Here is a 24,805-nt window from a genome sequence, read left to right on the forward strand (position 1 = left end):
GTCTTTCGGGGTGTCTTTCGGGGCGGCCCCGTCGGCCGCGCCGGGTACCAACCGGGCTCCGGGAGTGCGGACCGGCAGCCCGTGCTCGGCGGTGTGCGCCTCGACGGGCTTGTCCTCGGCCTCGGCGGCCAGCGACCAGCCGCGGTCCCACACCGACTGCCAGTCCAGGTCCGGACTGTCGACGAGGTCGTGCGGGTCGCCCAGCATCTCCGAGAGCATGCGGCGGTAGATCACGTCGTCATCGGCCGGGCCCGCGGGCTTGGCGGCCGGTGGCTTGGCGGCCGGTGGCTTGGCGGCCGGTGGCTTGGGACGCTCGTCCGCCTCCCGCGAACGCGCCGCGAAGAACGCCGAGGTGTCGGACACGGTCGGTGCCGGGCCCTGGGCGTTCGGTGCCTCTCGGGGCTTCGGGGGCTTCGGGGCTTCGGCGGCCGGCTCCGGTGCGGCCCGCCGGCCGCTCTCCCACCACGGCGTGGCCAGCTCGCGGCGGCCGCGGAGGGGCTGCTCCTGCGCCGGCGGGGTGGGAACCTCGGTGATGCCGCTCGAGCCCGGGTTACGGCGCGGCAACAGGGTGACCGTCGGGCCGGATCCGCCCGGAGGCGCCGGCTCGGGCCCGGACACCGGATCCGCCGACGGGGCGCCGGCAGGTTCGGCGCCCGTCGCGGCGACCGACAACGCCCGCGGCCCCGACGCCCGCGGCGCCTCCATCGGGGCCGGCGCCACGCCGTCGAGCACGGCCTCCGGCAAGTAGATCTCGGCCGTCGTGCCGGACCCGGTTTCGTGGCCCGCCGGGCCGCGCAGCCCGACCCGGATGCCGTGCCGGGCGGCGATCCGGCCCACCACGAACAGACCCATGTGCCGGGCATTGTCGGGAGTGGGATCAGGGGCGACGTCGCCGCCCTCCTGTAGCCGCGTGTTGGCGATGCGCCGGTCAGCGTCGCTCATGCCCAGGCCCGCGTCGGCGATCCGCAGCAGCACGCCGCCGTCACCGCCGGGTGTGCCGGATACCCGGACCGGCGTCGTCGGCGGCGAGTAGCTCAGCGCGTTGTCGATCAGCTCGGCGAACAGGTGGATCACGCCCCCGGCGACGGCACCGACCAGCGCGCAGTCGGGCAGCCCGAGGATCTCGACCCGGCGATAGTCCTCCACCTCGGACACCGCGGCGTTGACCACCGTCGACAGCGGCACCGGTTCGCGCTGGTCACGGCCGAGCTGCGCACCGGCAAGGACCAGCAGGTTGGCGCTGTTGCGGCGCAGCCGGGCGGCCAGGTGATCAAGCCGGAACAGGCTGTCCAGACGTTCGGGGTCCTGTTCGTCGCGCTCCAGCCGGTCGATGAGCGACAGTTGCTGGTCGACCAGGGACCGACTGCGCCGCGACATGGTTTCGAACATGTCGTTGACCAGCAACCGCAGCCGCGCCTCGTCGGCGGCCAGCAGCAGCGCCCGGGTGTGCAACTCGTCGACCGCGTGCGCGACCTGGCCGATCTCCTCGGTGGTGTGCACCGGCAGCGGCTGCGGGACCGGTTCGGCGCCACCCGCCTTGACCCGGGCCACCTCCTCCTCGAGGTCGGTGTGAGCGACTGTGAGCGCGCCGTCGCGCAGCACGCGCAGCGGCACGACGAGCGCACGCGCCACCAGCAGGACGACGATCACTGCGATCAGGATCGCCGCCGCCACCAGGACGGCATCCACGACGGCGGCGTCGTGCCGGTCGGCGGCCTCGGCGCGCACCGACGTGGTGATCGAAGCCGTCGTGTCGTCGATGATCCGGCCGGCGACGTCGTCAGTGGTCTGTATCGAGCGCAGCAGATCCGGGTTGTCGACGAGCACGCTGGCCGGATCGGACAGAATCGCCATCCGGGTCACCATCTGCTGCTGCAGCGCCTTGGCGTCGGGTGAGCCGACCCCGAGCACCTGACTCATCCCGAACAGCGTCGACGGTTCGGTGCCGGCCAGGGTGATCATCGACGTCCGCAGCGCAGGCTCGGGCAGATCAGCCCCCCGGGTGGCCAGGATCTTCTGCATCGTCATCTGCCCGCGGGCCCCCACCGCCCGGCTCAGGCCCTGGGCCTGGGTGCGGATCCGCTGGTCGTCGACGCGCACCGAGGCGTTGATGACATCCTCGGCCGTCAGCAGGAGCGGGGCGTAGGTGGTGATCCGCTCCCGCAGGCCGATGCTGTTGTCGGCCACCTCGTCCAACAGCGCCCGACCGCCGTTGAGCAGCGTGTCGACCCCCGACCGGACGTCGGGGGTGACGTCGGTGTCGGCCAGCCGCTGCTGCAGTTCGTACTTGCGCGCCTCATAGTTCTTCGCGGCGCCCGCGACGTCACGACCGGTCGAGCCCGCCAGCAGAGCGACGTCCATGGCGGACATGTATTTGGTGACCGCCGGCAGCACGTCCGCGCGGGCAGCGGCCAGCTTGAGGTCTCCGGAGTTGGACATCGCGCCGTGGACCCTCAGCACGCCGAAAACTGTCGCCAGGATCAGCGGCACCAGCACGATCGCCAGCACCTTCCAGCGGACCGGCCAGTTGGCCAGCGACCAGGCCGCCGGGCGTTTCGCCCGATGCCCGTCGGGTGTGGGGACCGAGGTGGACGGAAACGGCGCCGCCGCGACCAGACGGGCCGGGCGGGTGAACATGGTCACGCGGGTGCGGCCGCGTGACCGGCCGCTGCGCTCGCGTTCAGCGCCAAGACAAACCAGAGACTCATGAAACTTCCTGCTTTATTCCACCCGCCGAGCGCAGAGGGCGCGAACGGTCAACACGTGGCAACCCGACGAGTATGACAGCCCACGGCCCAGGTCACCAGAATCGCTACTGAGCAGACCCAGCCCCGGGGACCGGCCCCGCACTGCGGCGGGCCGCACCGGCAAACAGCAACGTGCGTCCGGTTGCGCACTTTGTCATGATCACCCCATGTTCCGGCTGCTGTTCTACGCCCCGCGCATCCCGCCGAACACGGGCAACGCCATCCGGACGGCGGCCGCCACCGGGTGCGCGTTGCACCTGGTCGAGCCGCTGGGCTTCGAACTGTCCGAACCGCGGTTGCGGCGGGCCGGCCTGGACTATCACGACCTGGCGTCGGTCACCGTGCACGCGTCGCTGTCGGCCGCGTGGGACGCGCTGATGCCGGCGCGGGTGTTCGCGTTCACCGCGCAGGCGCCCACCTCGTTCGCCGACGTCGGGTACCTGCCCGGCGATGTTCTGATGTTCGGCCCCGAACCCACCGGGCTGGACGCGGCGACCCTGGCCGACTCCCACATCACCGGGCAGGTGCGGATCCCCATGCTGGCGGGCCGTCGCTCGCTGAACCTCTCGAATGCCGCGGCCGTCGCCGCCTACGAGGCGTGGCGCCAGCATGGTTACCTCGGCGGCGTGTGACTCACCAGGTGTCCCCGTGCTTACCAGGTATCCCAGTGGGTGACCTGGTCGGCCGGCAGCCGCTTGGCGGGCCGGAAGTCGGTGCCCTTGGTGTAGGCGATGGGGAACAACCCGCCCTGGCTGTACTTGTCGTGCGGGATACCGAGCACCTCGGCGGCCCGCTTGTCGCCGTCACCGATCAGGTGCAGGGTCGTCCAGCAGGTGCCCAGGCCCCGCGAGCGCAGCGCCAGGCAGAAGCTCCACGCGGCCGGGAACAGCGACGCCCAGAACGATGCGCTCAGGCCCAGCGGCGCTTTGTCCACCTTGCCCTCCAGGCAGGGGATCAGCAGCACCGGCGCCTCGTGCATGTGCTCGGCGAGATACCAGGCGGAGTCCTTGACCTTGTCCATCCGCTCTCCGCGGGTGTCGCCGTCGGGGTACTGCGCCGCGGGCAGGCTGAGGTAGTCGCGGGCGTTGGCGAGGTAGATGTCGGCGATCGCCTTCTTCTTGTCGGCGTCCTCGACGAACACCCACTGCCAGCCCTGCGCGTTGGAGCCGGTGGGCGCCTGCAGCGCCAGTTCGAGGCATTCGGTCAGCACGTCGTGGGACACCGGCTTGTCGAAGTCGAGGCGTTTGCGAACCGAGCGGGTCGTGGTGAGGAGTTCGTCGACGGACAGGTTCAGGGTCATGGGTGGGAGCTTAATCGTCGGCGCCGAGCGTGAAGCTGTGGCGAAAAATCAGCGCGGATCTCGCAACAGTGTCACGCTCGGCGCGAGCTTCAGCGAAAGTCGCGGGAGCGCGAGCCGGCGGCCAGGGTGATGCGGCCCAGCCGTTCGGCGACGACGGTGACCGCGCCACCGGCGTTCTGCACCCGCCCGCGCACCAGCAGCGCCGACGCCGTGTTCGCCAGCTTGCGGTGGCGCGCCCACATCCCCGGCGTGCAGAGCACATTGACCATCCCGGTCTCGTCCTCGAGGTTGAGGAACGTCACGCCCTTCGCCGTGTGAGGCCGCTGCCGGTGGGTCACCGCGCCGGCGATCAGCACCCGGTCGCCGTCGGGCACTTTCAGCAGCTTCTCGGCGGTCACCACCCCTATCGCGTCCAGGTCGGCCCGCAGGAACTGCGTCGGGTAGCTGTCGCAGGAGACGCCGGTGGCCCACACGTCGGCCGCGGCCAGCTCCAGCTCGCTCATTCCCGGCAGCGCCGGGACGTGCGAGCTCGACCCCACCCCGGGCAACCGGTCCGGCCGCTGGGTGGCCGCAGCCCCGGCCGCCCACAACGCCTCGCGCCGCGACATGAAAAAACAGGCAAAAGCCCCGGACGTCGCCAGCGCCTCGGTCTGCGGCACGCTCAGTTGCAGCCGGGTCGTCAGGTCCAGCAGGGAAGCGAACGGGCCATTGGCTTTTCGCTCCTTCACCAATCGCTCGGCGAGGTCGTCGCCGATGTGGCGCACCGCGCCCAGCCCGAGGCGGACCTCGGTGCCGGTGTTCTCGAGCGTGGCGTGGGCCAGGCTGGCGTTGACGTCCGGGCCGTGCACCGCCACGCCGTGCCGGCGCGCGTCGGCCACCAGCGACTGCGGCGAGTAGAAGCCCATCGGCTGGGCGCGCAGCAGCGCCGCGCAGAACGCCGCCGGGTGGTGCAGCTTGAACCACGCCGAGTAGAACACCAGCGACGCGAAGGACAGCGCGTGGCTTTCCGGGAAGCCGAAATTGGCGAATGCCTCGATTTTTTCGTAGATCCGGTCGATCACCTCGGCTGGAGCGCCGTGCAGCGCGCGCATGCCATCGTAGAAGCGATCGCGCAGCCGTCGCATGCGCTCGGTCGAGCGCTTGGAGCCCATGGCACGGCGCAGCTGGTCGGCCCCGGCGGCGGAAAAACCGGCACAGTCGACCGCGAGCTGCATGAGCTGCTCCTGAAACAATGGCACCCCCAGTGTCTTTCGCAGCGCCGGCACCATGGATGGGTGGTCGTAGACAACCGGGTCGATGCCGTTGCGCCGGCGGATATAGGGGTGCACCGAGCCGCCCTGGATGGGGCCGGGGCGGATCAGCGCGACCTCCACCACCAGGTCGTAGAAGATGCGCGGCTTCAGCCGCGGCAGCGTGGCCATCTGCGCGCGCGACTCCACCTGGAACACGCCGACCGAGTCGGCGCGGGCCAGCATCTCGTACACCGCCGGCTCGGACAGGTCGAGGGCGGCCAGGTCCACCTCGATCCCCTTGTGTTCGGCCACCAGGTCGATGGCGTGGTGCAACGCCGAGAGCATGCCCAGCCCGAGCAGGTCGAACTTGACCAAACCGATTGCCGCGCAGTCGTCTTTGTCCCACTGCAGGACGCTGCGGCCCGGCATGCGGGCCCACTCGACCGGGCACACGTCGGCGATCGGCCGGTCGCAGATCACCATGCCCCCGGAGTGGATGCCCAGGTGCCGAGGCAGGTTGGCGATCTGGTTGGCCAGCTCGATCACCTGCGCCGGGATGCCGTCTATGTCCGGCGACTGTCCGCTCGAGTCGGGGCCAAACCCGTTCCGATGACCGATCTGCTTGCTCCAGGCGTCCTGCTGGCCCTGGGAGAAGCCCAGCGCGCGGGCCATGTCGCGCACCGCGATCCGGCTCCGGTAGGTGATGACGTTGGCGACCTGGGCGGCGTAGTCGCGGCCGTAGCGGTCGTAGACGTACTGGATGACCTTCTCGCGCTCATCGGACTCGATGTCCATGTCGATGTCGGGCGGCCCGTCGCGGGCCGGCGACAGGAACCGCTCGAACAGCAGCTCGTTGGCCACCGGGTCGACGGCGGTGACGCCCAGGGCGTAACAGACCGCCGAGTTGGCCGCCGATCCCCTGCCCTGGCACAGGATGTTGCTCTGGCGGCAGAACCGGGCGATGTCGTGGACCACCAGGAAATAGCCCGGAAACGTCAGCTGAGAAATGACTTTCAACTCGTGTTCGATCTGGGCGTACGCGCGGGGGGCCGCCGCGGGGAGCCCGTAGCGGTCACGGGCACCCGTCATGGTCAGCTGCCGCAGCCAGCTGTCCTCGGTGTGCCCGTCGGGAACCTCGAACGGCGGCAACCGCGGCGCGATCAGCGCCAGCCCGAACGCGCACTGCTCGCCGAGTTCGGCGGCGGCGCTCACCACCTCGGGGTACCACGCGAACCGCCGGGCCATCTCCTCACCGGAGCGCAGGTGCGCACCGCCGAGTGGGGCCAGCCAGCCCGCGGCCGAATCCAGGGACCGTCGGGCCCGGATCGCCCCCATCGCCATGGCCAGCCGCCCGCGCGACGGCCCCGCGAAATGCGCCCCGGTGGTGGCGACGACGCCGACCCCGAAGTGTCCTGCCAGCCCGGCCAGCACGGCGTTGCGTTCGTCGTCGTGCGGCTGCCCGTGGTGGGTCAACTCGACGCTGACCCGGTGTGCGCCGAACCGGTCCACCAGGTCGGCCAGCGCCCGCTCGGCGGCCTCTGGGCCTTTGATCGAAAGTGCTTGGCGTACATGTCCTTTACGGCATCCGGTCAGGATGTGCCAGTGCCCGCCGGCGGCGTGGGTCAGCGCGTCGTAGTCGTAGCGGGGCTTACCCTTCTCCCCTCCGGCCAGGTGCGCGGCGGCCAGTTGCCGGGACAGCCGCCGGTAGCCCTCCGGGCCGCGGGCCAGCACCAGCAGGTGCGGGCCGGGCGGGTCCGGCGCCTCGGTGCGGGCACCGATCCCAATGTCGCCGCCTTCGCGGCTCTGACGCACCAAAGACAGTTCGGCCCCGAACACGGTGCGCAGGTCGAGTTCGGCGGCGGCTTGGGCGAACCGCACCGCCCCGTACAGCCCGTCGTGGTCGGTGAGCGCCAAAGCGCGCAGATCCAGCCGGGCCGCCTCCTCAGCCAGCTCCTCCGGGGTGCTGGCGCCGTCGAGAAAGCTGAACGCCGAATGCGCGTGCAATTCGGCGTACGGGACCGGCGAGCGGGCTCCCCATCCGCCGTCAGGTGCGTGGTACGCCGCGCGCTTGCGCGACTGAGGACCCTCCCGGCCGGCCTGCGGGGGTGCGCCGCCGTGGCGCGACCTGCTGTCGAGCACCCGCTCCATCTCCGCCCAGCTCGGCGGCCCGCCAGACCAGCCCACACGGATCAGCTTATCGAATATACGTTCGATACACGCGGCGGATTCACCAACCCGCTCACGCGAGCGCGGCGCCGGGCTCCGTGAGAAAGTGGGGCCGTGCACACGCTGGAGCCGGTCGTCATCGACCCACGCCGCCATGACGCCGTCCTGTTCGACCTCGACGCGGTGACCGATGCCGGGGGCACCGCGCTGGAGCCCGCGGCAACACTGGTGCGCCGATTGCACGACGTCGGGCTCGGCACCGCCGTCTTCACGCCCGACGACCACCGTGACGCACCGGCGGACCTGTTCGCCGCGCGGGCCGACGGCCCCGTCGGAGCAGCCGAGCGCCTGCACGTGCAGCCGGGCCGGTGCGCCGTCGTCGCGCGCGACGTCGCCGGAGTCACGGCCGCGCGCGACACCGGTTTCGCGTTGGTCATCGGCGTCCTCAAGGAAGAAGACCGAACGGGGCGCCGCGACGCGCTGGACGAGGCCGGCGCCGACGCGGTGGTCACCGACGTCGGTGAGGTCACGGTGCGCACCGGGGACCGCCGGATGTCGCAGCTTCCCGACGCGGCGCAGGCCCTGGATCCGCCGTCGAACCCGGCGGTGTTCTACGACTTCGACGGCACACTGTCGGACATCGTCGACGACCCGGACGCGGCCCGGCCCGTTGCGGGCGCGACGGCGGCGCTGCAGAAGTTGGCCGCACAGTGCCCGGTCGCCGTGCTGTCCGGCCGCGACCTGGCCGACGTGACACGGCGTGTCGGCGTGCCCGGAATCTGGTACGCCGGCAGCCACGGGTTCGAACTCACCGCACCCGACGGGACACACCACCACAACGACGCCGCCGCGGCGGCCATCCCGGTGCTGGAGCGGGCCGCCGGCGAGCTGCGCGAGCGGCTCAGCTCGATTCCCGGAGTCGTGGTGGAGCACAAGCGATTCGGGGTGGCTGTGCACTACCGCAACGCCGCGCGTGACCGTGTCGGCGAGGTGGCCGCGGCGGTGCGCGCGGCCGGCCGGCACAGCGCGCTGCGGGTGACCACCGGCCGCGAGGTCATCGAGTTGCGCCCGGACATCGACTGGGACAAGGGCAAGACGCTGCGCTGGGTGCTCGAGCACCTGCACCGGGCCGGCCCGGGCACGTTGACGCCGATCTATGTGGGCGACGACATCACCGACGAGGACGCGTTCGACGCGGTCCGCGACGACGGCGTGCCCATCCTGGTGCGCCACGACGAGGACGGCGACCGCGCCACCGCGGCGCTGTTCGGGCTGGACAGTCCCGCAGCGGTGAGCGAGTTCACCGACCGGCTGGCGCGCCGGCTCACCGACACTGACGTGAATTGACCTGTGGCCTTGAGTTATTCCTTCTGGTTGGCATCAAACGCCGACCTGACGCAGATCTAATCCGTCACGAACTCCACCGCGCCGTCGTCCAGCGCCACCCGCACGTCGGAGCCGTCGGGCGCCGACACCTCGGTGCGGAACACCGCCCTGCCCGGTTCGGTGCGCCAGATCAGCGTGGTCAGCGTCTCGCCGGGGAACACCGGCGAGGTGAACCGCGCGTCGATCGCGGTGACGTTGGCGGCCACGTTCTTGCCCAGCTCGGCGACCAGCGCGCGCCCGGCCACCCCGTAGCTGCACAGCCCGTGCAGGATCGGCTTGGGGAACCCGGCCAACTCCCGGGCGAACCACGGGTCGCTGTGCAGCGGGTTGCGGTCCCCGGAGAGCCGGTAGATCAGCGCCTGGTCCGCGCGGGTGGGCAGCGCGATGCGCGCGTCGGGTTCGCGGTCGGGAACCTGCGGGGCGACCGGCCGCTCACCCGGCTGCCCGCCGAACCCGCCAGACTGGCGGATGACCAGCGTGGTCAACGTCTCGGCGATCAGCTTGCCCGACGCGGGGTCGGTACCCCGGCCGCGCAGCACGACGATGGCGTTCTTGCCCTCCCCCTTGTCCTGGATGTCGGCGACCTCGGAGACCACCGACAGCGTGCCCGCCGGCGGCAGGGGCGCGTGCAGCCGGATGCCCTGGGAGCCGTGCAGCAGCAGGGCATGGTTGAACGTCCCGATCTTGCCCGCCGCCGCGAAGGCCGGGGAGCAGATGACCGCGTAGGTGGGCAGCACCTGCTGGGTGATGTCGTGGCTGTTCTCGGTGGTGAACGACAGGTCGTCGACGCCGGCGCCGACGCCGAGCGCATACAGCATCGTGTCCCGGTCGGTCCAGGTGAACTCCATCGGTTCGCTCACCGCGCCGACGGCACCGGGGTCAATCGCCATGGGGCTCTCCATTCTCTCGGGAATTTTCTGTTGGGCATCGAAGCTGTCGCAAAAATCGAGGCTTTTCTGCACCCAACCATCCCAAACCCTTCCCACCGGTGGTGTCGGCAGGGCAGGCTATCGCCATGTCCACGCGCACCAAGATCTGGAAGCCGGTGGCCGTCCTTGTCGCGGCGTTCGTCGTCGGGGCCTGCGGCGGTGGCGCCCCGCAGGCGCGAAGCATCACCCTGACCTTCGTCCGCAACGCCCAGTCACAGGCAGAATCCGACGGGCTCATCGACACCTCGATCCCGGGCCCCGGCCTGAGCCCCGACGGGAAGGGGCAGGCCCAGCAGATGGCGCACGGCCGTCACGACTTCGACGCCGTCTACGCCTCCGACGCGGCCGACGCGCAGCAGACCGCCGCGCCCCTGGCCGCCGAGATGGGCACACAGGTCGAGGTCCTCGACGGGCTGCGGCCGATCAACGCCGGCTGGTACAACGGCAAACCCGAGACGATGGCCGCCTCGACGTACCTGCTGGCGCCGGCGGACTGGCTCAACGGGGACCGGCAGGACAGCGTCCCGGGTTCGACCAGCGGCAACGAGTTCAACTCCCGGTTCACCGCCGCCGTCCGCAAGATCTACAGCGACGGCCACGCCAAACCCGTCATCGTCACCCAGGGGTCGGCGATCATGGTGTGGACGCTGATGAACGCCAAGAACGGCAGGAACAGCCTGCTGACCAAACATCCCCTGTCCAACGTCGGCCGCGTGGTGCTCACCGGCAACCCGGTCACCGGCTGGACGCTGGTGGACTGGGACGGCATCCGCAACGTCGCCAACTGATCACCACCTGATTCACGGTAGTCATCGTGGCGTCCCGGTGGCCGTGAGCGCGCAGGTAGTCTTACGTCGGTGGACCCGGTATTCGTCGACGTCGACACCGGTGTCGACGACGCGCTGGCGTTGCTCTACCTGCTGGGCACCCCCGGCGCTGACCTGGTCGGCATCGCCTCGACCGGCGGAAACGTTGGGGTGGAACAGGTTTGCGAGAACAACCTGGGATTACTCGAGTTGTGCCGGGTCGGCGAGGTGCCGGTCTCCAAAGGGTCCGGCGCCGCCCTGACCGCACCGATGCGCTCGCCCTCGCAAGTGCACGGCCCCCGGGGGCTGGGGTACGCCGACCTGCCGCCGAGCAGTCTCGAGCTCACCGGCCACGACGCCGCGACGGGGTGGGTGCGCGCGGCGCACGCCTTCCCCGGTGAGCTGATCGGCGTGGCGACCGGCCCGTTGACCAACCTGGCGCTGGCGCTGCGTGCCGAGCCCGCGCTGCCGACACTGCTGCGCCGGCTGGTGATCATGGGCGGCTCCTACGACCACCGCGGCAACGTCACCCCGGTGGCGGAATGGAACATGAGCGTGGATCCCGAGGCCGCTGCCGAGGTGCTCGCGGCGTGGAGCAACCCGCCGGGGTCGCTGCCGGTCCTGTGCGGGCTCGACCTGACCCGCACCGTCGCGATGACGCCCGATCACCTCGTGCGGCTGGCGGCGGCCGCGGGGTCGACGACCACTCCGATGAGCGCGAGCGACGCGCGCGGCACCCGGTCGACGGCGTCCAACCCGCTGATCCGGCTGGTCGAGGACGCGATGCGGTTCTACCTGGAGGCCTACCACGACAACGGCCACGGGTTCGCCGCTCATCTGCACGACCCGCTGGCCGTCGCGGCGGCGCTCGAACCCGAACTCGTCACGGCGCGCCCGGCCACGGTGGACGTCGAACTCACCGGCGCGCACACCCGCGGCATGACCGTGACCGACTGGTCGAAGCACCGAGAACCCAATGCGCTCATCGGCGTTCACGTCGATGAGGCGGCGTTCTTCGACCGGTTCGTCGAACGGGTCGGGGCGTTCGCACGCCGGTTGGCCTGAGGGAATGCCCCCGACGCGTCATTCGTAGCTTCCCTCGAGGTACCAGCGCCGGCGGCGATAACACAGCAGCAGCGCCCGCTCGCTTTCCAGCAGCACCTGTGCGCGGGCGGTGCGGTTCCCCGCCCCGGTGGCGCCCCGGTCGGGGTCCCACCACCGCTCGTCGACCGGCCACGGGCCGGCCCACCAGCACAGCCGCTCGTCGGCGCCATGGACGATCATTCGCTCGGGATCGGCGGAGAACAGCCCACGGCCGGTCACCCGCACCGGCTTTCCTTGGCCGTCAAGCAGTTCCACGGCCTCGTCGAGCAACACCGACGGAGACGGCTCGGGCAGCCGGCCGGGCCACGGCGGGCTGGGGTCTGCTCGGGGCACCGGCTCGTCGCCCAGCGGGATCAACGTGATGCGTTCGGCCGGCCCGCGACCACCCGAGAGCACCGGCACCCGCACCGCCTCCGGCCCCAGCAGGCCCTGCACCCGCACCAGCGCCTGGCGGGCCCGCAGCCGGTCATCCTCGCCCAGCCCGCCCCACAGCGGCAATTGCAGCGCCTCGGCGGACACCACCTCCACGGCCCGCAGCCGCAGCAGTGTCACCGGTGCCGTCGGACCGTCCCGGGCATTCCGGGCGCTCAGCCACCCGTCGAGCTGCCAGCGCACCCGGTCGGCGGTGGCGTCCTCGGTCAACGGCTCGGCGCACCGCCAGACCCGGCTGCGTTCCTCGCCGCAGGCGGTGACGGCGTGGATGGCCAGCCGGGTGCATCCCACCCCGGCGGCCATCAGCTGCCGATGCAGCGTGTCCGCCAGCGATCGGCCCGCGAACGCCGCGGCATCGACCCGGTCGATCGGCGGATCGCAGTCCAGCACGGCCTCGAACTCCGGCGGCGGTTGCTGCCCGGACGGCGCCCGCTCGGGCTCGCCGCGGGCGAACCGGTGCGCGGTGACGCCCTCGGTACCGAACCGGGAGGCCACGTCGGGGCGGGGCAGCGCGGCGAACTGCCCGATGGTGCGAATCCCCAACCGCCACAAAAGATCCGATAACTCACCCCGGCCCGGCCCGGCCAGGCTCGGTTCGGCGGCGAGCTGGCGGATCGACAGCGCCGACAGGAATTTCGCGTCGCCCCCGGCCTCGACGACCCGGCCCGCGCGCGCGGCGAAGACCGCAGTGGACAGCTGGTCGGCGACCCCGGCCTGACACTCGGCGCCGGCCACTGAACTCACGGCCACCGCGTCGATCAGCCGCTCGGCGGCCTGTTGCTCGGACCCGAAATAGCGGGCGGCCCCGCGCACCGGCAGCACCACGAGCCCGGGACGCAGCACCTCGGCGCGGGGCACCAGATCGTCCACCGCCGCGATCACCGCTTCGAAGAGGCGGGCGTCGCGGTCTGCATCGGCGGTCGCCACGTGCAGCTGCGGGCAGCGGGCCGCCGCCTCCCGGCGGCGCAGCCCCCTGCGCACCCCCGCCGCACGAGCGGCCGCCGAGCAGGCGATCACCCGGTTGGCCAGCGTGACCGCGACCGGGGCCGTCGCGGACAGGTCCGCGGACACCGCCGCCGCGGCCGCGGGCCAGTCCATGCACCAGATCGCCAGCACCCGGGAAGAAACCACCGGAATCACCCCGTCCGCGCCCGGCCGACCGTCCGGCCCGCGCACACCCCGCCGACCTGCAGCCGCACCCTGCCGATGCGCCCGAGGCCCGGCCGGCCCCCAGCCGTCAGCTCGTAACCGCAGACCCGGGCCGCGAGCCGGGTCGGGGCCCCCTGCCACTCGCCGTCGGTGACCAGCAGGGTGCAGCCCTTGTTGCGGGCGCGCGCCACCACCGCCCGCGCCCGCGTCTGGGGCACCCGCCGCCCGCCCAGGCCGAGCGCCACCAGGTCCATGCCGTCCACGAGCACCGCGGCCACCTCCACCGGATCGGTTCCGGCATCGGGTATCACCGCGATCCGGCTCAGGTCCGCACCCATCTCCACGGCGGCCAGCAACCCGATGTCGGGCTGGCCGACGATGGCCGCGTTGCCTCCGGCCGCCGTGACCGCAGCCACCACGCCCAGCAGCAGCGACCGCGCCCCCGACAGCACCGCCACCGTCCCCCGCGGCAACGCCACCGGCAGCGAATCCGCCAGCCACTGCGGGAGCGCCAGCCGGGATCCCGACTCAGGCAGCGGGTCGTCGGCGACGGCCTTCCCGGACGTCTTCCCGGACGTCTTCCCGGACATCACAGCCATCCGCCGGCGAAGCGATTCGAGCTGTTCGGCGCGATTTTCCCGACGCCGATCGGAGACGAAAGCCGGTGTCATACCCATTCCCTAAATTCGCCCGTTCCCCACATTCGAAAGTATGTTCGATATCGCGAGTAAACACCTGCCCTCCGACAGCCGTCAAGCCAACCGTCAAGCACCGTGAGAGGCGGCTTCATGCACTCGGCGCCGGTGTGGCTGATGGTGCTTTTGAGCAGCGTTGTGTCGGCGCCTCGGTGGCCGGCCCGGTCAGAGCGCGCCGAGTACCCGCGAGGCCAGCAGTTCCAGCGTCGGGTCACTACCGCGATCATGGGTGAACAGCACGATCTGCCCGAAGCCCAGCTCCTGCAGTTCCTGGATGCGGTGCACGATCTGCGGCGCGGTGCCGATCAGGCCGCCCTCCTGCAGCCCGAACGCCGGCGCACCGAAACGCTTTTCGGCCGCCGCGCGGACCTCGGGCAGCGTCGCGTCGTCGGGCGCGAGCGCCATGACGGCCTCGACCGACAACACGATGTCGGCCGGGTCGCGTCCGATGTCGGCGCAGCAGGCGCGCAGCACGTCGCGTTTGCGTTCCAGCTCGGCCAGCGCGTAGGTGGGCACGTTCCACACGTCGGCGTACCGGGCGACCAGCGGTAGCGTGTACCTCTCCCCCACGCCGCCGACGACGATCGGCGGACGCGGCTTCTGCAGCGCTCCGGGGACGATCGGCATGTCCTCGACCGTGTAGTGCCTGCCCGTGAAGTCGACCCGCTCACCGGCGAACGCCTGGGTGAGGATCTCGAGCGCCTCACCGAGCCGCTCGGAGCGGTCGCGGAAAGTGCCCCACGGCAATCCCATTCGCAGATGCTCGTCGGGAATGGAACCGCTGCCCAGGCCGAGTTCGAGCCGCCCGCCCGAGATCTGGTCGAGCGTGGTGGCCATCTTGGCGAGCACCGCGGGGTGGCGGAACTGGTTGCACAGCACCATGTGTCCGACGCGGAGCCGTTCGGTGCGGGCCAGCAGTGCGGTCGCCAGCGTCCAGGCCTCCAGCGACGGAATCGTCGGTGCGCCGGGCCCGTACATGTGGTCGTAGAGCCACACCGAGCCGATGCCGAGTTCCTCGCAGCGCAGCGCGCGGTGCAGCACGTCGGAATAGGTGAACCCCATCTGCGGCACGTAGACACCGATGTCGAGTGTGGTCATGGCTTCACCTTTCCGCGCCCGCAACACCACATCCACCACGGGTGCCGCGCCGCCGGAAAACGGGCACGCGGACCGCGGCGATTGTCGCGCGAAGGCGGGCAGTCCGTCGCGCCGGCCGTTCTACTCCCACTCGATCGTGCCGGGCGGTTTGCTCGTGATGTCGAGCACCACGCGGTTGACCTCGGCCACCTCGTTGGTGATGCGGGTCGAGATGCGCTCCAGCACGTCGTAGGGCACCCGCGTCCAGTCGGCGGTCATGGCGTCCTCGCTGGACACCGGCCGCAGCACGATCGGGTGCCCGTAGGTGCGGTTGTCGCCCTGCACCCCGACCGAGCGGACGTCACCCAACAACACCACCGGGCACTGCCAGATCTGGTTGTCCAGGCCGGCCGCGGTCAGCTCCTCACGCGCGATCGAGTCGGCGCACCGCAACGTCTCCAGCCGCGCCTCGGTCACCTCGCCGACGATCCGGATACCCAGACCCGGCCCCGGAAACGGTTGGCGCGCCACAATTTCCTCCGGCAGACCCAGCTCGCGCCCCACCGCCCGCACCTCGTCTTTGAACAGCAGCCGCAGCGGCTCGACGAGCGTGAACTTCAGGTCGTCGGGCAGGCCGCCGACGTTGTGGTGGCTCTTGATGTTGGCGGTGCCACTGCCCCCACCGGACTCCACCACGTCGGGATACAGCGTGCCCTGCACCAGGAAGTCGACCCGCGAGTCGGTATCGCCCACGATGTCGCGCACCGCGCCCTCGAACGCCCGGATGAACTGGCGGCCGATGATCTTGCGTTTGCCCTCGGGATTGTGCACCCCCGTCAGCGCGGCCAGGAAGGTGTCCGCCGCGTCGACGGTGACCAGGTTGGCGCCGGTGGCGGCGACAAAATCGCGCTGCACCTGCTCGCGCTCCCCGGCGCGCAACAACCCGTGGTCGACGAACACGCAGGTCAATCGGTCGCCGATGGCGCGCTGCACCAGCGCGGCGGCCACGGCCGAGTCCACGCCGCCGGACAGTCCGCAGATCGCCCGGCCGTCGCCGACCTGCTCGCGCACCTGCTCGACCAGCGCACCGGCGATGTTGGCGGGCGTCCAGTCCGCGCCGGCCCCGGCGAAGTCGTGCAGGAACCGGCTGAGCACCCGCTGCCCGTGCGGGCTGTGCATCACCTCCGGGTGGTACTGCACCCCGGCCAGGCGCCGCTCGACGTTCTCGAAGGCTGCCACCGGGGCGCCCGGACTGCTGGCCACCACCTCGAACCCGTCCGGCGCGGCCGTGACCGCGTCGCCGTGGCTCATCCACACCGGCTGGGTCGCGGGCAGGCCGGAATGCAGCTGCCCGCCCGTCACTGTCAACTCGGTGCGGCCGTACTCACTGGTGCCGGTATGGGCGACGGTCCCCCCGAGGGCCTGCGCCATGGCCTGGAACCCGTAGCAGATGCCGAACACCGGCACCCCCAGGTCGAACAGCGCGGGGTCGGTCCGCGGAGCGCCATCGCTGTAGACGCTGGCCGGCCCGCCGGACAGCACCAGTGCCAGCGGGTGGCGCGCCCTGATCTCCTCGAGCGCGACGGTGTGGGGGACGACCTCGGAAAAGACCTGCGCCTCGCGAACCCGGCGGGCGATCAACTGGGCGTACTGCGCACCGAAGTCGATCACCAGCACCGGCCGCGGCGCCCCATCACCAGGTTTCGTCACGCCGCAAAGTTTAGTGGGCGCCGGTCGGGCGACCGGTGCGCCACCGTGCCGCGCCGCGCCGGGTCACCCGGTGGCGGCATGGGGGTGCGGCATGGTGGAGTGGATGGGGCCCAACCGGTCCCCGACACCAGGAGAGTGAGGTCCGCCGTGCGCCCAGGGCTCGGCCTGCCAGAGAAGGTCCATGCCTGCCTGTTCGACCTGGACGGTGTGCTCACCGATACCGCCAGCGTCCACACCAAGGCATGGAAGACCATGTTCGACGCCTTCCTGTCGCAGCGGGCCGAGCGCACGGGCGAGAAGTTCGTGCCCTTCGACCCGGATGCCGACTACCTTCGCTACGTGGACGGCAAGAAGCGCGAGGACGGGGTCCGGTCGTTTCTGGAGAGCCGCAAGATCGCGCTGCCCGACGGCGGTCCCGACGATCCCGACGACGCCGACACGGTGTACGGCCTGGGCCACCGCAAGAACGCGATGTTCGAGAAGGTCCTGCACGAGGACGGCGTCGCGGTGTTCGACGGGTCGCGGCGCTACCTGGAGGCGGTCTCGGCCGCGGGGCTGGGCATCGCCGTGGTGTCCGCCAGCGCCAATGCCCACGACGTCCTGCAGATCGGCGGCCTGGATCGGTTCGTCCAGAAGCGGGTCGACGGTGTCACGCTGCGCGACGAGCACCTCGCCGGCAAGCCCGCCCCGGACTCGTTCCTGCGCGCGGCTGAACTGCTCGACGTGCGGCCCGACGCAGCGGCGGTGTTCGAGGACGCGCTGTCGGGCGTGGCGGCCGGCCGGGCCGGCGACTTCGGCTACGTGGTGGGTGTCGACCGGGTGGGCCAGGCCGACGAGCTGCGCAGCAACGGCGCCGACGTCGTCGTCACCGATCTCGGCGATCTGCTGCGCTCATGATCACCGACGAATCGTTCCCGGTCGAGCCTTGGCAGGTCCGCGAGACCCGGCTCGACCTGAATCTGCTGGCCCAGTCCGAATCGTTGTTCACCTTGTCCAACGGGCATGTCGGTTTGCGCGGAAACCTCGACGAGGGCGAGCCGTACGGCCTGCCGGGCACCTACCTGAACTCCTTCTTCGAGATCCGGCCGCTGCCCTACGCCGAGGCCGGGTACGGATACCCGGAGGCGGGCCAGACGGTCGTCGACGTCACCAACGGCAAGATCTTCCGGCTGCTGGTCGAGGACGAGCCGTTCGACGTCCGCTACGGCTCCCTGCTCTCCCACGAGCGGACTCTCGATCTGCGCGCCGGGACGCTGTGCCGGACGGCGCATTGGCGCTCGCCGGCGGGCAAGCAGATCAAGCTGGTGTCCACCCGGCTGGTGTCGCTGGTCCAGCGCGGCGTCGCGGCCATCGAGTACACCGTCGAGGCCGTCGAGGAGTTCGTCCGGGTGACGGTCCAGTCGGAGCTGGTGACCAACGAGGACCAGCCGGAGACCTCGGGGGACCCGCGGGTGTCGGCGATTCTGGACCACCCGCTCGAGGCCGTCGAGCACGAGAACACCGAGTGCGGGGCGCTGCTCATGCACCGCACGCGCGCCAGCGCCCTGATGATGGCCGCCGCGATGGATCACGAGGTCGACGTGCCCGGACGGGTCGAGATCAGCACCACCGCGCGTCCCGACGTGGCCCGGACCACCATCATCTGCGGGCTGCGCCCCGGGCAGAAGCTGCGGATCGTCAAATACCTGGCCTACGGCTGGTCGAGGTTGCGTTCCCGCCCGGCGCTGCGCGACCAGGTCGCCGCGGCGCTGCACAGCGCCCGCTACGCCGGGTGGCAGGGGCTGCTGGATGCGCAGCGGGCCTATCTCGACGAATTCTGGGACAACGCCGACGTCGAGGTCGACGGCGACTCCGAGTCTCAGCAAGCCGTGCGTTTCGGGATGTTTCACCTGCTGCAAGCCAGCGCCCGCGCCGAACGGCGGGCGATCCCGGCCAAGGGGCTCACCGGGACGGGTTACGACGGCCACGCCTTCTGGGATACCGAGAGCTACGTACTGCCGGTGCTCACTTACACCGCACCCCACGCGGTCGCCGACGCGCTGCGGTGGCGGGCGTCGACATTGACGTCCGCCCAGGAGCGGGCCGCCGAGCTGGGCCTGCGGGGGGCGAGCTTCCCGTGGCGCACCATCCGCGGGCAGGAATGCTCGGGATACTGGCCGGCCGGCACGGCCGCCTGGCACGTCAACGCCGATATCGCCATGGCCTTCGAGCGCTACCGCGTCGTCACCGGCGACGACGCGCTGGAAAAGGAATGCGGCCTGACGGTGCTCGTCGAGACCGCCCGGCTGTGGCTGTCCCTCGGCCACCACGACCGGCACGGCGTCTGGCATCTCGACGGGGTCACCGGCCCCGACGAGTACACGGCAATCGTGCGCGACAACGTGTTCACGAACCTGATGGCGGCGCATAACCTGGTCACCGCCGCCGAGGCGTGCAACCGCCACCCCGAGGCCGCCGACGCGCTCGGCGTCACCACCGAGGAGACGGCCGCCTGGCGCGACGCCGCCGCCGCGATCAACATCCCCTACGACGAGGAACTGGGTGTGCACCAGCAGTGCGAGGGGTTCACCACCTTCGCCGAATGGGACTTCGGGGCCTCCACGACCTACCCAATGCTCCTGCACTACCCCTATGTGCGGCTCTACCCCGCCCAGGTGATCAAGCAGGCCGACCTGGTCCTGGCCATGCAGTTCCACAGCCACGCGTTCACCCCCGAACAGAAAGCCCGTAACGTCGACTACTACGAGCGGCGCACGGTGCGCGACTCGTCGTTGTCGGCGTGCACCCAGGCGGTACTGTGCGCCGAGGTCGGGCACCTGGACCTGGCTCACGACTACGCCTACGAGGCCGCGCTGATCGACCTGCGCGACCTGCATCACAACACCCGCGACGGGCTGCACATGGCCTCGTTGGCGGGTGCCTGGACGGCATTGGTCGTGGGATTCGGCGGCCTGCGCGACGACGAGGGCATCATGTCACTGGATCCGCAACTGCCCGACGGCATCACCCGGCTGCGGTTCCGGCTGCGCTGGCGGGATTTCCGCCTGACCGTCGATGTCAACCATTCCGATGTCACGTACACGGTGCACGACGGGCCCGGCGGCGAGCTGACCATCCGGCACGCCGGCCAGGAGGTGACCCTGAACACCGACGTGCCCACGACGATCGAGCTGCGTATCCGCAAACCCCTGCTGCCACCGCCGTCGCAACCGGCTGGCCGCGCGCCCATGCACCGGCGCGCGCTGGCTCGCAGCAAGTAGGAAGCGTCCCGGAGCCGACTGTTGCCCGTCCCACATTCGGTAGCTACACTAATCGTTATCGATGTAGTCATCTGACTACATCGGACTTTGGCCAAGGACGACAGCAATGACAGACCAGGTAAGCGTCACGAAACTGGGCAGCCGCATCGGTGCGCGGGTCGACGGGGTGCGCCTCGGCGGCGAGCTCGACCCCGGCGTGGTCGACGAGATCCACCGCGCCCTGCTGACCCACAAGGTGATCTTCTTCCGCAGCCAGCACCACCTCGACGACGCGGCGCAGCTCGCATTCGCCGGGCTGCTGGGCACGCCGATCGCCCACCCCGCCGCCTCGGTCCTGGCCGCCAAGGACGCACCGGTCATCACGCCGATCAACTCCGAGTACGGCAAGGCCAACCGCTGGCACACCGACATCACCTTCGCCGCCAACTACCCCGCGGCGTCGATCCTGCGGGCAGTCGCCCTGCCCACCTACGGTGGCTCGACCCTGTGGGCATCGACCACGGCCGCCTACGAACAGCTGCCCGAGCCGCTGCGATGCCTCGCCGAGAACCTGTGGGCGCTGCACACCAACCGCTATGACTACGTCACCGCCGAGGCCCATGCGGCCCAGAAGACAATGACCGACGCGCAGCGGGCGTTCCGGCAGGCCTTCGAGAAGCGCGACTTCCAGACCGAGCACCCCGTGGTGCGGGTACACCCCGAGACCGGCGAGCGCACACTGCTGGCCGGGGACTTCGTCCGCGGCTTCGTTGGTTTGGACGGCTACGAGTCCAGCGCGCTACTGGAACTACTGCAGCGGCGAATAACGCTGCCCGAGAACACGATTCACTGGAACTGGGAGGCGGGCGACGTCGCCATCTGGGACAACCGCGCCACCCAGCACCGGGCGATCGACGACTACGACGACCAGCCCCGACTGATGCACCGGGTCACCCTGATGGGCGATGTCCCGGTCAACGTGCACGGGGAACGCAGCCGGGTACTCAGCGGCGCACCGCTCGAGGCGATCGGCTCCGGGGCAATCGCAAGCTGACCCGCCTCAGCCCGCGGGACCGACCTGCTCGACCGGTCCCCAGCGCAGCGCGCCCGGCGCATCGGCCGGCACCACAGGGTGTCTCGGCGCGATCGGTGCCAACCGCCGGTAGGTGTCGCCCTGCAGCGGTCGCTGATCGTTCTCCCCCTTGTTCGGCCACAGCGAGGCGGCCCGCTCGGCCTGCGCGGTGATGGACAGCGAGGGGTTGACGCCCAGGTTCGCCGAGATGGCGGCGCCGTCCACCACATACAGCGTCGGGTAGCCGTGAACTCGGTGGTAAGGGTCGATGACGCCGTGCGCGGGATCCTCGCTGATCGCCGCGCCGCCCAGGAAGTGCGCGGTCAGCGGGATGTTGAACAGTTCGCCCCAGGTGCCGCCGGCGACGCCGTCGACCTTGGCGGCAATGCGGCGCGTCACCTCGTTGCCAACCGGGATCCAGGTCGGGTTCGGCTCGCCGTGCCCCTGCTTGCTGGAGTACCAGCGCCAATGAAACGGGCCCAGCTTGCCGCCCTTGGTGTACGTGGTGATCGAGTTGTCCAGGTGCTGCATCACCAGGGCGATCAGGCTGCGCTCACTCCAGTGACTGACGTTGAGCATGCGCACCATGCGACGCGGGTCCTCGGAGGCCTGCTGCAGCAACTGTTTCCAGCGTGGCACGTCGGTGCCGCCGGGGCCCGTGCCGTCGGTCATCAGGGTTTGCAGCAGGCCCATCGCGTTGGAGCCCTTGCCGTAGCGACAGGGTTCGACATGGGTGTCGGCGGTTGGATGGATCGACGACGTGATCGCCACCCCGTGAGTCAGGTCGAGGTCCGGCGAGACCTGCAGGCGGGCCGCACCGACGATCGACTCGGAGTTGGTGCGGGTCAGCATGCCCAGTCGGTCCGACAGACGCGGCAGCTTGCCCCGGTCGCGCATCGTGAACAGCAGGTGCTGGGTACCCCACGTGCCCGCGGCCAGGATCAGGTACGAGGCGGTGAACGTGCGTCGGTCGCGTCGCACCCAGCTTCCGGTGCGCACGGTGCGGACCTCCCATAGTCCGTCGGAGCGCTGCTCGAACCCCTTCACCGTCGTCATCGGAAACACCTGCGCCCCAGCGGATTCGGCGAGGCCCAGATAGTTCTTCACCAACGTGTTCTTGGCGCCGACGCGGCAGCCCGTCATGCACGAGCCGCACTCCAGGCAGCCGGTACGTGCCGGGCCGGCACCACCGAAATACGGATCCGGGACAGTCTGTCCCGGCGCCCTGGTGCCGTCGGGACCGAAGAACACCCCGACCGGGGTCGACACGAACGTGTCGCCGCAGCCCATGTCGTCGGCCACCTCTTTGAGCACTCGGTCGGCGTCGGTGAAGGTCGGGTTCTTCACCACGCCCAGCATTCGCTGCGCCTGGTCGTAGTGCGGCATCAGCTCGCCGCGCCAATCGGTGATGTGCGACCATTGCCGGTCGGCGAAGAACGGCTCCGGCGGCACGTAGAGGGTGTTGGCGTAGTTCAGCGAGCCGCCGCCCACCCCGGCACCGGCCAGGATCATCACGTTGCGCAGCGGATGGATGCGCTGGACGCCGTAACAGCCCAGCTTCGGCGCCCACAGGAACTTGCGCAGGTCCCAGGACGTCTGGGCGAACTCCTCGTCGGCGAAGCGGCGGCCGGCCTCCAATACACCTACCCGGTAGCCCTTTTCGGTCAGCCGCAGCGCGCTGACACTGCCGCCGAAACCCGAGCCGATGATCAAGACGTCGTAATCCGGATTCACCGGTGCAGTATGAACCGCTTTACATCCGCCTGGTAACCGGGTCACCCGTCGCCGCGTTGTCCACGAATCGTTGACGCTGCGTCCACCATCTCCGCTACCCGAAGCCCTCTACCCGAATTTCTGTGTGGTGGTCGCGGGACCGACGAGTCGAGCCCGGGGCTGTCAACTTGAATGCACAAAACCATGCATGTATACATGCAGAATGGCCACCAAGACAATATCGATCGACCTCGATGCCTATGAGCGCCTTCGGGCCGCTCGGCGCACACCGAACGAATCATTTTCCCGCGTCATCAAGCGTGCGCACTGGCGCAACGAAGTTCCCACGGCAGCAGCGCTTCTCGACGCACTCGACGCCCTACCGGCGGTGGGTGACTACGTTCTCAGGCGCCTCGACGAAGCGCAACACGCCGACACACCGCCGCCGGACCAATGGCGCTCAAACTAAGCGTCGACACGACATTTCTCATCGATCTGCAACGGGAGAGATCTGCCGGTGACGACGACGGTGCCGCGCACCAGGTGCTCAAACGCTCGCCGGATGCCGAGTTGTTCCTTTCAACGATCGCGTTAGGCGAGTTCGCCGAAGGATTCGACCAAGCCGACGACCCGATCATCACCGCCATGCGCACGGGACATGCGGTCGTTCCGGTAGATGACCGGATAGCGTTGGTCTACGCAAGAGTGGCACGGGCGCTGCGGCACCGTGGCGAACTGATCGGTGCCAACGATCTCTGGATCGGTTGCACGAGTCTGCAATTGGGCATCCCGATCGTCACCGCGAACGTCGCGGATTTCCGGCGAATCGACGGGCTCGGCATCGTCCAATACCGTTGACGTTCACGGCGTCACGCGCGGCCACCGCGCACTGAGGCTGCCCCGCGATGAGTTGAGCGCCTCAGCACCCGACGGTCAGGCCGACCTTCTGGAATTCCTTGAGGTCGCAGTATCCCGCCTTCGCCATCGACCGGCGCAGGCCACCGACCAGGCTGAGGCTGCCGAACGGGTCGTCGGAGGGCCCGTTCAGGACGCGTTCCATCGGCGGGCGCTCGCCGGCCGCGATCTGCAGCAGCGCCCCGCGTGGCAACGACGGGTGCGCCGCCGCCGCCGGCCAGAACCATCCGCCGCCCAGCGCCTCCGCGCACTCGGCCAGCGGCGTGCCCAACACGACCGCGTCGGCACCACAGGCGATCGCCTTCGCCAACTCACCGGAGGTGTGGATGTCGCCGTCGGCCAGCACGTGCACGTACCGGCCGCCGGTCTCGTCGAGGTATTCACGCCGCGCGGCGGCGGCGTCGGCGATCGCGGTGGCCATCGGGACGCTGATGCCCAGCACCTCGTCGGTGGTGGTCACGCCCCGGGTGGAGCCGTAGCCGACGATGACGCCGGCGGCCCCGGTGCGCATCAGGTGCAGCGCGGTGCGGTGGTCCTGCACGCCGCCGGCGACCACGGGCACGTCGAGCTCGGAGATGAAGGTCTTCAGATTCAGCGGCTCGCCGTCGCTGGCCACCCGCTCGGCGGACACGATCGTGCCCTGGATGACCAGCAGGTCGATGCCGGCCGCGACGAGCACCGGCGTCAGCGATTGCGCGTTCTGCGGGCTCACCCGCACCGCCGTGGTGACGCCGGCCTCGCGGATGCTGACCACCGCGGCAGCCAGCAGTTCCGGGTCCAGCGGTGCCGCGTGCAGTTCCTGCAGCAGCCGTACCGCGGCCGAGGGTTCGGGCTCCTTCTCTGCGGCCTCGACGAGCTGAGCGATCTTGGCCTCGACGTCGGCGTGCCGCCCGATCAGGCCTTCGCCGTTGAGGATTCCCAACCCGCCGAGCCGACCGAGTTCGATGGCGAACTCCGGCGACACCAACGCGTCGGTCGGATGGGCCAGTACCGGGATCTCGAACCGGTAGGCGTCGAGCTGCCAGGTCGTCGACACGTCCTTCGACGAGCGGGTGCGGCGCGACGGCACGATGCTGACTTCGCTGAGTTCATAGGCGCGGCGCGCGATGCGGCCCATCCCGATCTCGACCATG

Annotated in this window: 19 protein-coding genes; 9 read left to right on the top strand and 10 right to left on the bottom strand. The window is 70.4% G+C overall.

Annotation, left to right across the window (positions count from 1 at the left end):
• A partial coding sequence (locus ACOJVU_RS06360) for an ATP-binding protein (RefSeq protein ID WP_421529000.1) occupies positions 1-2,643 on the bottom strand: 2,643 nt, incomplete at its 3' end.
• Positions 2,644-2,914: 271 nt separating this feature from the next.
• Here ACOJVU_RS06360 and ACOJVU_RS06365 point away from each other — a divergent pair.
• Positions 2,915-3,379 (top strand): tRNA (cytidine(34)-2'-O)-methyltransferase, encoded by a 465-nt coding sequence (locus ACOJVU_RS06365; RefSeq protein ID WP_421529001.1) that lies wholly within the window; start codon positions 2,915-2,917, stop codon positions 3,377-3,379.
• A 20-nt stretch (positions 3,380-3,399) separates the two neighbouring features.
• Here ACOJVU_RS06365 and ACOJVU_RS06370 read toward each other — a convergent pair whose 3' ends face one another.
• Positions 3,400-4,047, bottom strand: a complete 648-nt coding sequence (locus ACOJVU_RS06370) for a nitroreductase family protein (RefSeq protein WP_421529002.1) — start codon at positions 4,045-4,047, stop codon at positions 3,400-3,402.
• A gap of 89 nt (positions 4,048-4,136) precedes the next feature.
• Positions 4,137-7,463 (bottom strand): error-prone DNA polymerase, encoded by a 3,327-nt coding sequence (locus tag ACOJVU_RS06375; protein ID WP_421529003.1) that lies wholly within the window; start codon positions 7,461-7,463, stop codon positions 4,137-4,139.
• Between the two features lie 96 nt (positions 7,464-7,559).
• Between ACOJVU_RS06375 and otsB the strand changes: the two genes are divergently transcribed.
• A complete protein-coding gene (gene otsB / locus ACOJVU_RS06380; RefSeq protein ID WP_421529004.1) occupies positions 7,560-8,792 on the top strand; it encodes a trehalose-phosphatase in 1,233 nt (410 codons plus the stop codon).
• 56 nt (positions 8,793-8,848) lie between these two features.
• Here otsB and ACOJVU_RS06385 read toward each other — a convergent pair whose 3' ends face one another.
• Positions 8,849-9,721 carry a MaoC/PaaZ C-terminal domain-containing protein gene (locus ACOJVU_RS06385; RefSeq protein ID WP_421529005.1) on the bottom strand — a complete coding sequence of 291 codons (873 nt, stop codon included), beginning with the start codon at positions 9,719-9,721 and terminating at the stop codon, positions 8,849-8,851.
• Positions 9,722-9,846: 125 nt separating this feature from the next.
• On the opposite strand from ACOJVU_RS06385, the gene ACOJVU_RS06390 reads away from it, so the two are divergent.
• Positions 9,847-10,548, top strand: coding sequence for a histidine phosphatase family protein (locus ACOJVU_RS06390; RefSeq protein ID WP_421529006.1), 702 nt, complete (start codon positions 9,847-9,849; stop codon positions 10,546-10,548).
• 69 nt (positions 10,549-10,617) lie between these two features.
• Complete coding sequence (locus tag ACOJVU_RS06395; protein ID WP_421529007.1) at positions 10,618-11,631, top strand: nucleoside hydrolase; 1,014 nt, start codon at positions 10,618-10,620, stop codon at positions 11,629-11,631.
• Positions 11,632-11,649: 18 nt separating this feature from the next.
• Here the strand turns inward: ACOJVU_RS06395 and ACOJVU_RS06400 are convergent, their stop codons facing one another.
• From ACOJVU_RS06400 to guaA, 4 genes are all read right to left on the bottom strand, one after another.
• Complete coding sequence (locus ACOJVU_RS06400; protein WP_421529025.1) at positions 11,650-13,200, bottom strand: DNA polymerase Y family protein; 1,551 nt, start codon at positions 13,198-13,200, stop codon at positions 11,650-11,652.
• A gap of 38 nt (positions 13,201-13,238) precedes the next feature.
• Entirely contained in the window at positions 13,239-13,922 is a 684-nt protein-coding gene (locus ACOJVU_RS06405; RefSeq protein WP_421529008.1) for a hypothetical protein, read from the bottom strand.
• 189 nt (positions 13,923-14,111) lie between these two features.
• The gene (locus tag ACOJVU_RS06410) at positions 14,112-15,044 is read right to left on the bottom strand and encodes an LLM class flavin-dependent oxidoreductase (RefSeq protein ID WP_421529009.1); all 933 of its coding nucleotides are present in this window, start codon (positions 15,042-15,044) and stop codon (positions 14,112-14,114) included.
• 120 nt (positions 15,045-15,164) lie between these two features.
• On the bottom strand, positions 15,165-16,733 hold the full coding sequence (gene guaA, locus ACOJVU_RS06415; protein WP_421529010.1) for a glutamine-hydrolyzing GMP synthase: 1,569 nt from the start codon (positions 16,731-16,733) through the stop codon (positions 15,165-15,167).
• A gap of 78 nt (positions 16,734-16,811) precedes the next feature.
• Between guaA and ACOJVU_RS06420 the strand changes: the two genes are divergently transcribed.
• The 3 genes from ACOJVU_RS06420 to ACOJVU_RS06430 all read left to right on the top strand — a co-directional run bounded on the left by ACOJVU_RS06420 (position 16,812) and on the right by ACOJVU_RS06430 (position 21,026).
• Positions 16,812-17,630: a beta-phosphoglucomutase family hydrolase gene (locus ACOJVU_RS06420; RefSeq protein ID WP_421529011.1), complete on the top strand. Its 819-nt coding sequence runs from the start codon at positions 16,812-16,814 to the stop codon at positions 17,628-17,630.
• The gene (locus ACOJVU_RS06425; RefSeq protein ID WP_421529012.1) at positions 17,627-19,993 is read left to right on the top strand and encodes a glycoside hydrolase family 65 protein; all 2,367 of its coding nucleotides are present in this window, start codon (positions 17,627-17,629) and stop codon (positions 19,991-19,993) included. Before ACOJVU_RS06420 ends, ACOJVU_RS06425 begins: the two co-directional genes overlap by 4 nt.
• A gap of 106 nt (positions 19,994-20,099) precedes the next feature.
• A complete protein-coding gene (locus ACOJVU_RS06430; protein ID WP_421529013.1) occupies positions 20,100-21,026 on the top strand; it encodes a TauD/TfdA dioxygenase family protein in 927 nt (308 codons plus the stop codon).
• A gap of 6 nt (positions 21,027-21,032) precedes the next feature.
• Here ACOJVU_RS06430 and ACOJVU_RS06435 read toward each other — a convergent pair whose 3' ends face one another.
• Entirely contained in the window at positions 21,033-22,778 is a 1,746-nt protein-coding gene (locus ACOJVU_RS06435) for a GMC oxidoreductase (RefSeq protein ID WP_421529014.1), read from the bottom strand.
• A 202-nt stretch (positions 22,779-22,980) separates the two neighbouring features.
• On the opposite strand from ACOJVU_RS06435, the gene ACOJVU_RS06440 reads away from it, so the two are divergent.
• Together ACOJVU_RS06440 and ACOJVU_RS06445 are read left to right on the top strand one after the other, a co-directional pair.
• Positions 22,981-23,226: an antitoxin VapB family protein gene (locus ACOJVU_RS06440; RefSeq protein ID WP_421529015.1), complete on the top strand. Its 246-nt coding sequence runs from the start codon at positions 22,981-22,983 to the stop codon at positions 23,224-23,226.
• Positions 23,211-23,615: a type II toxin-antitoxin system VapC family toxin gene (locus ACOJVU_RS06445; protein WP_421529016.1), complete on the top strand. Its 405-nt coding sequence runs from the start codon at positions 23,211-23,213 to the stop codon at positions 23,613-23,615. Before ACOJVU_RS06440 ends, ACOJVU_RS06445 begins: the two co-directional genes overlap by 16 nt.
• Before the next feature lie 61 nt (positions 23,616-23,676).
• On the opposite strand, the gene ACOJVU_RS06450 is transcribed toward ACOJVU_RS06445, so the two are convergent.
• A complete protein-coding gene (locus tag ACOJVU_RS06450) occupies positions 23,677-24,804 on the bottom strand; it encodes a GuaB3 family IMP dehydrogenase-related protein (RefSeq protein ID WP_421529017.1) in 1,128 nt (375 codons plus the stop codon).
• Between the last annotated feature and the right edge of the window lies 1 nt (position 24,805).

It is taken from the genome of Mycobacterium sp. THU-M104, from assembly GCF_049197365.1.
Lineage (GTDB): Bacteria > Actinomycetota > Actinomycetes > Mycobacteriales > Mycobacteriaceae > Mycobacterium.

Coding starts and splice junctions, on each gene's coding strand:
- ACOJVU_RS06425 (WP_421529012.1), top strand. CDS start 17,627: ATGATCACCGACGAATCGTTCCCGGTCGAGCCTTGGCAGGTCCGCGAG.
- ACOJVU_RS06400 (WP_421529025.1), bottom strand. CDS start 13,200: ATGGACTGGCCCGCGGCCGCGGCGGCGGTGTCCGCGGACCTGTCCGCG.
- ACOJVU_RS06370 (WP_421529002.1), bottom strand. CDS start 4,047: ATGACCCTGAACCTGTCCGTCGACGAACTCCTCACCACGACCCGCTCG.
- ACOJVU_RS06420 (WP_421529011.1), top strand. CDS start 16,812: ATGGGGGTGCGGCATGGTGGAGTGGATGGGGCCCAACCGGTCCCCGAC.
- ACOJVU_RS06390 (WP_421529006.1), top strand. CDS start 9,847: ATGTCCACGCGCACCAAGATCTGGAAGCCGGTGGCCGTCCTTGTCGCG.
- ACOJVU_RS06365 (WP_421529001.1), top strand. CDS start 2,915: ATGTTCCGGCTGCTGTTCTACGCCCCGCGCATCCCGCCGAACACGGGC.
- ACOJVU_RS06410 (WP_421529009.1), bottom strand. CDS start 15,044: ATGACCACACTCGACATCGGTGTCTACGTGCCGCAGATGGGGTTCACC.
- ACOJVU_RS06405 (WP_421529008.1), bottom strand. CDS start 13,922: ATGACACCGGCTTTCGTCTCCGATCGGCGTCGGGAAAATCGCGCCGAA.
- ACOJVU_RS06440 (WP_421529015.1), top strand. CDS start 22,981: ATGGCCACCAAGACAATATCGATCGACCTCGATGCCTATGAGCGCCTT.
- ACOJVU_RS06430 (WP_421529013.1), top strand. CDS start 20,100: ATGACAGACCAGGTAAGCGTCACGAAACTGGGCAGCCGCATCGGTGCG.
- ACOJVU_RS06385 (WP_421529005.1), bottom strand. CDS start 9,721: ATGGCGATTGACCCCGGTGCCGTCGGCGCGGTGAGCGAACCGATGGAG.
- ACOJVU_RS06450 (WP_421529017.1), bottom strand. CDS start 24,804: ATGGTCGAGATCGGGATGGGCCGCATCGCGCGCCGCGCCTATGAACTC.
- ACOJVU_RS06445 (WP_421529016.1), top strand. CDS start 23,211: ATGGCGCTCAAACTAAGCGTCGACACGACATTTCTCATCGATCTGCAA.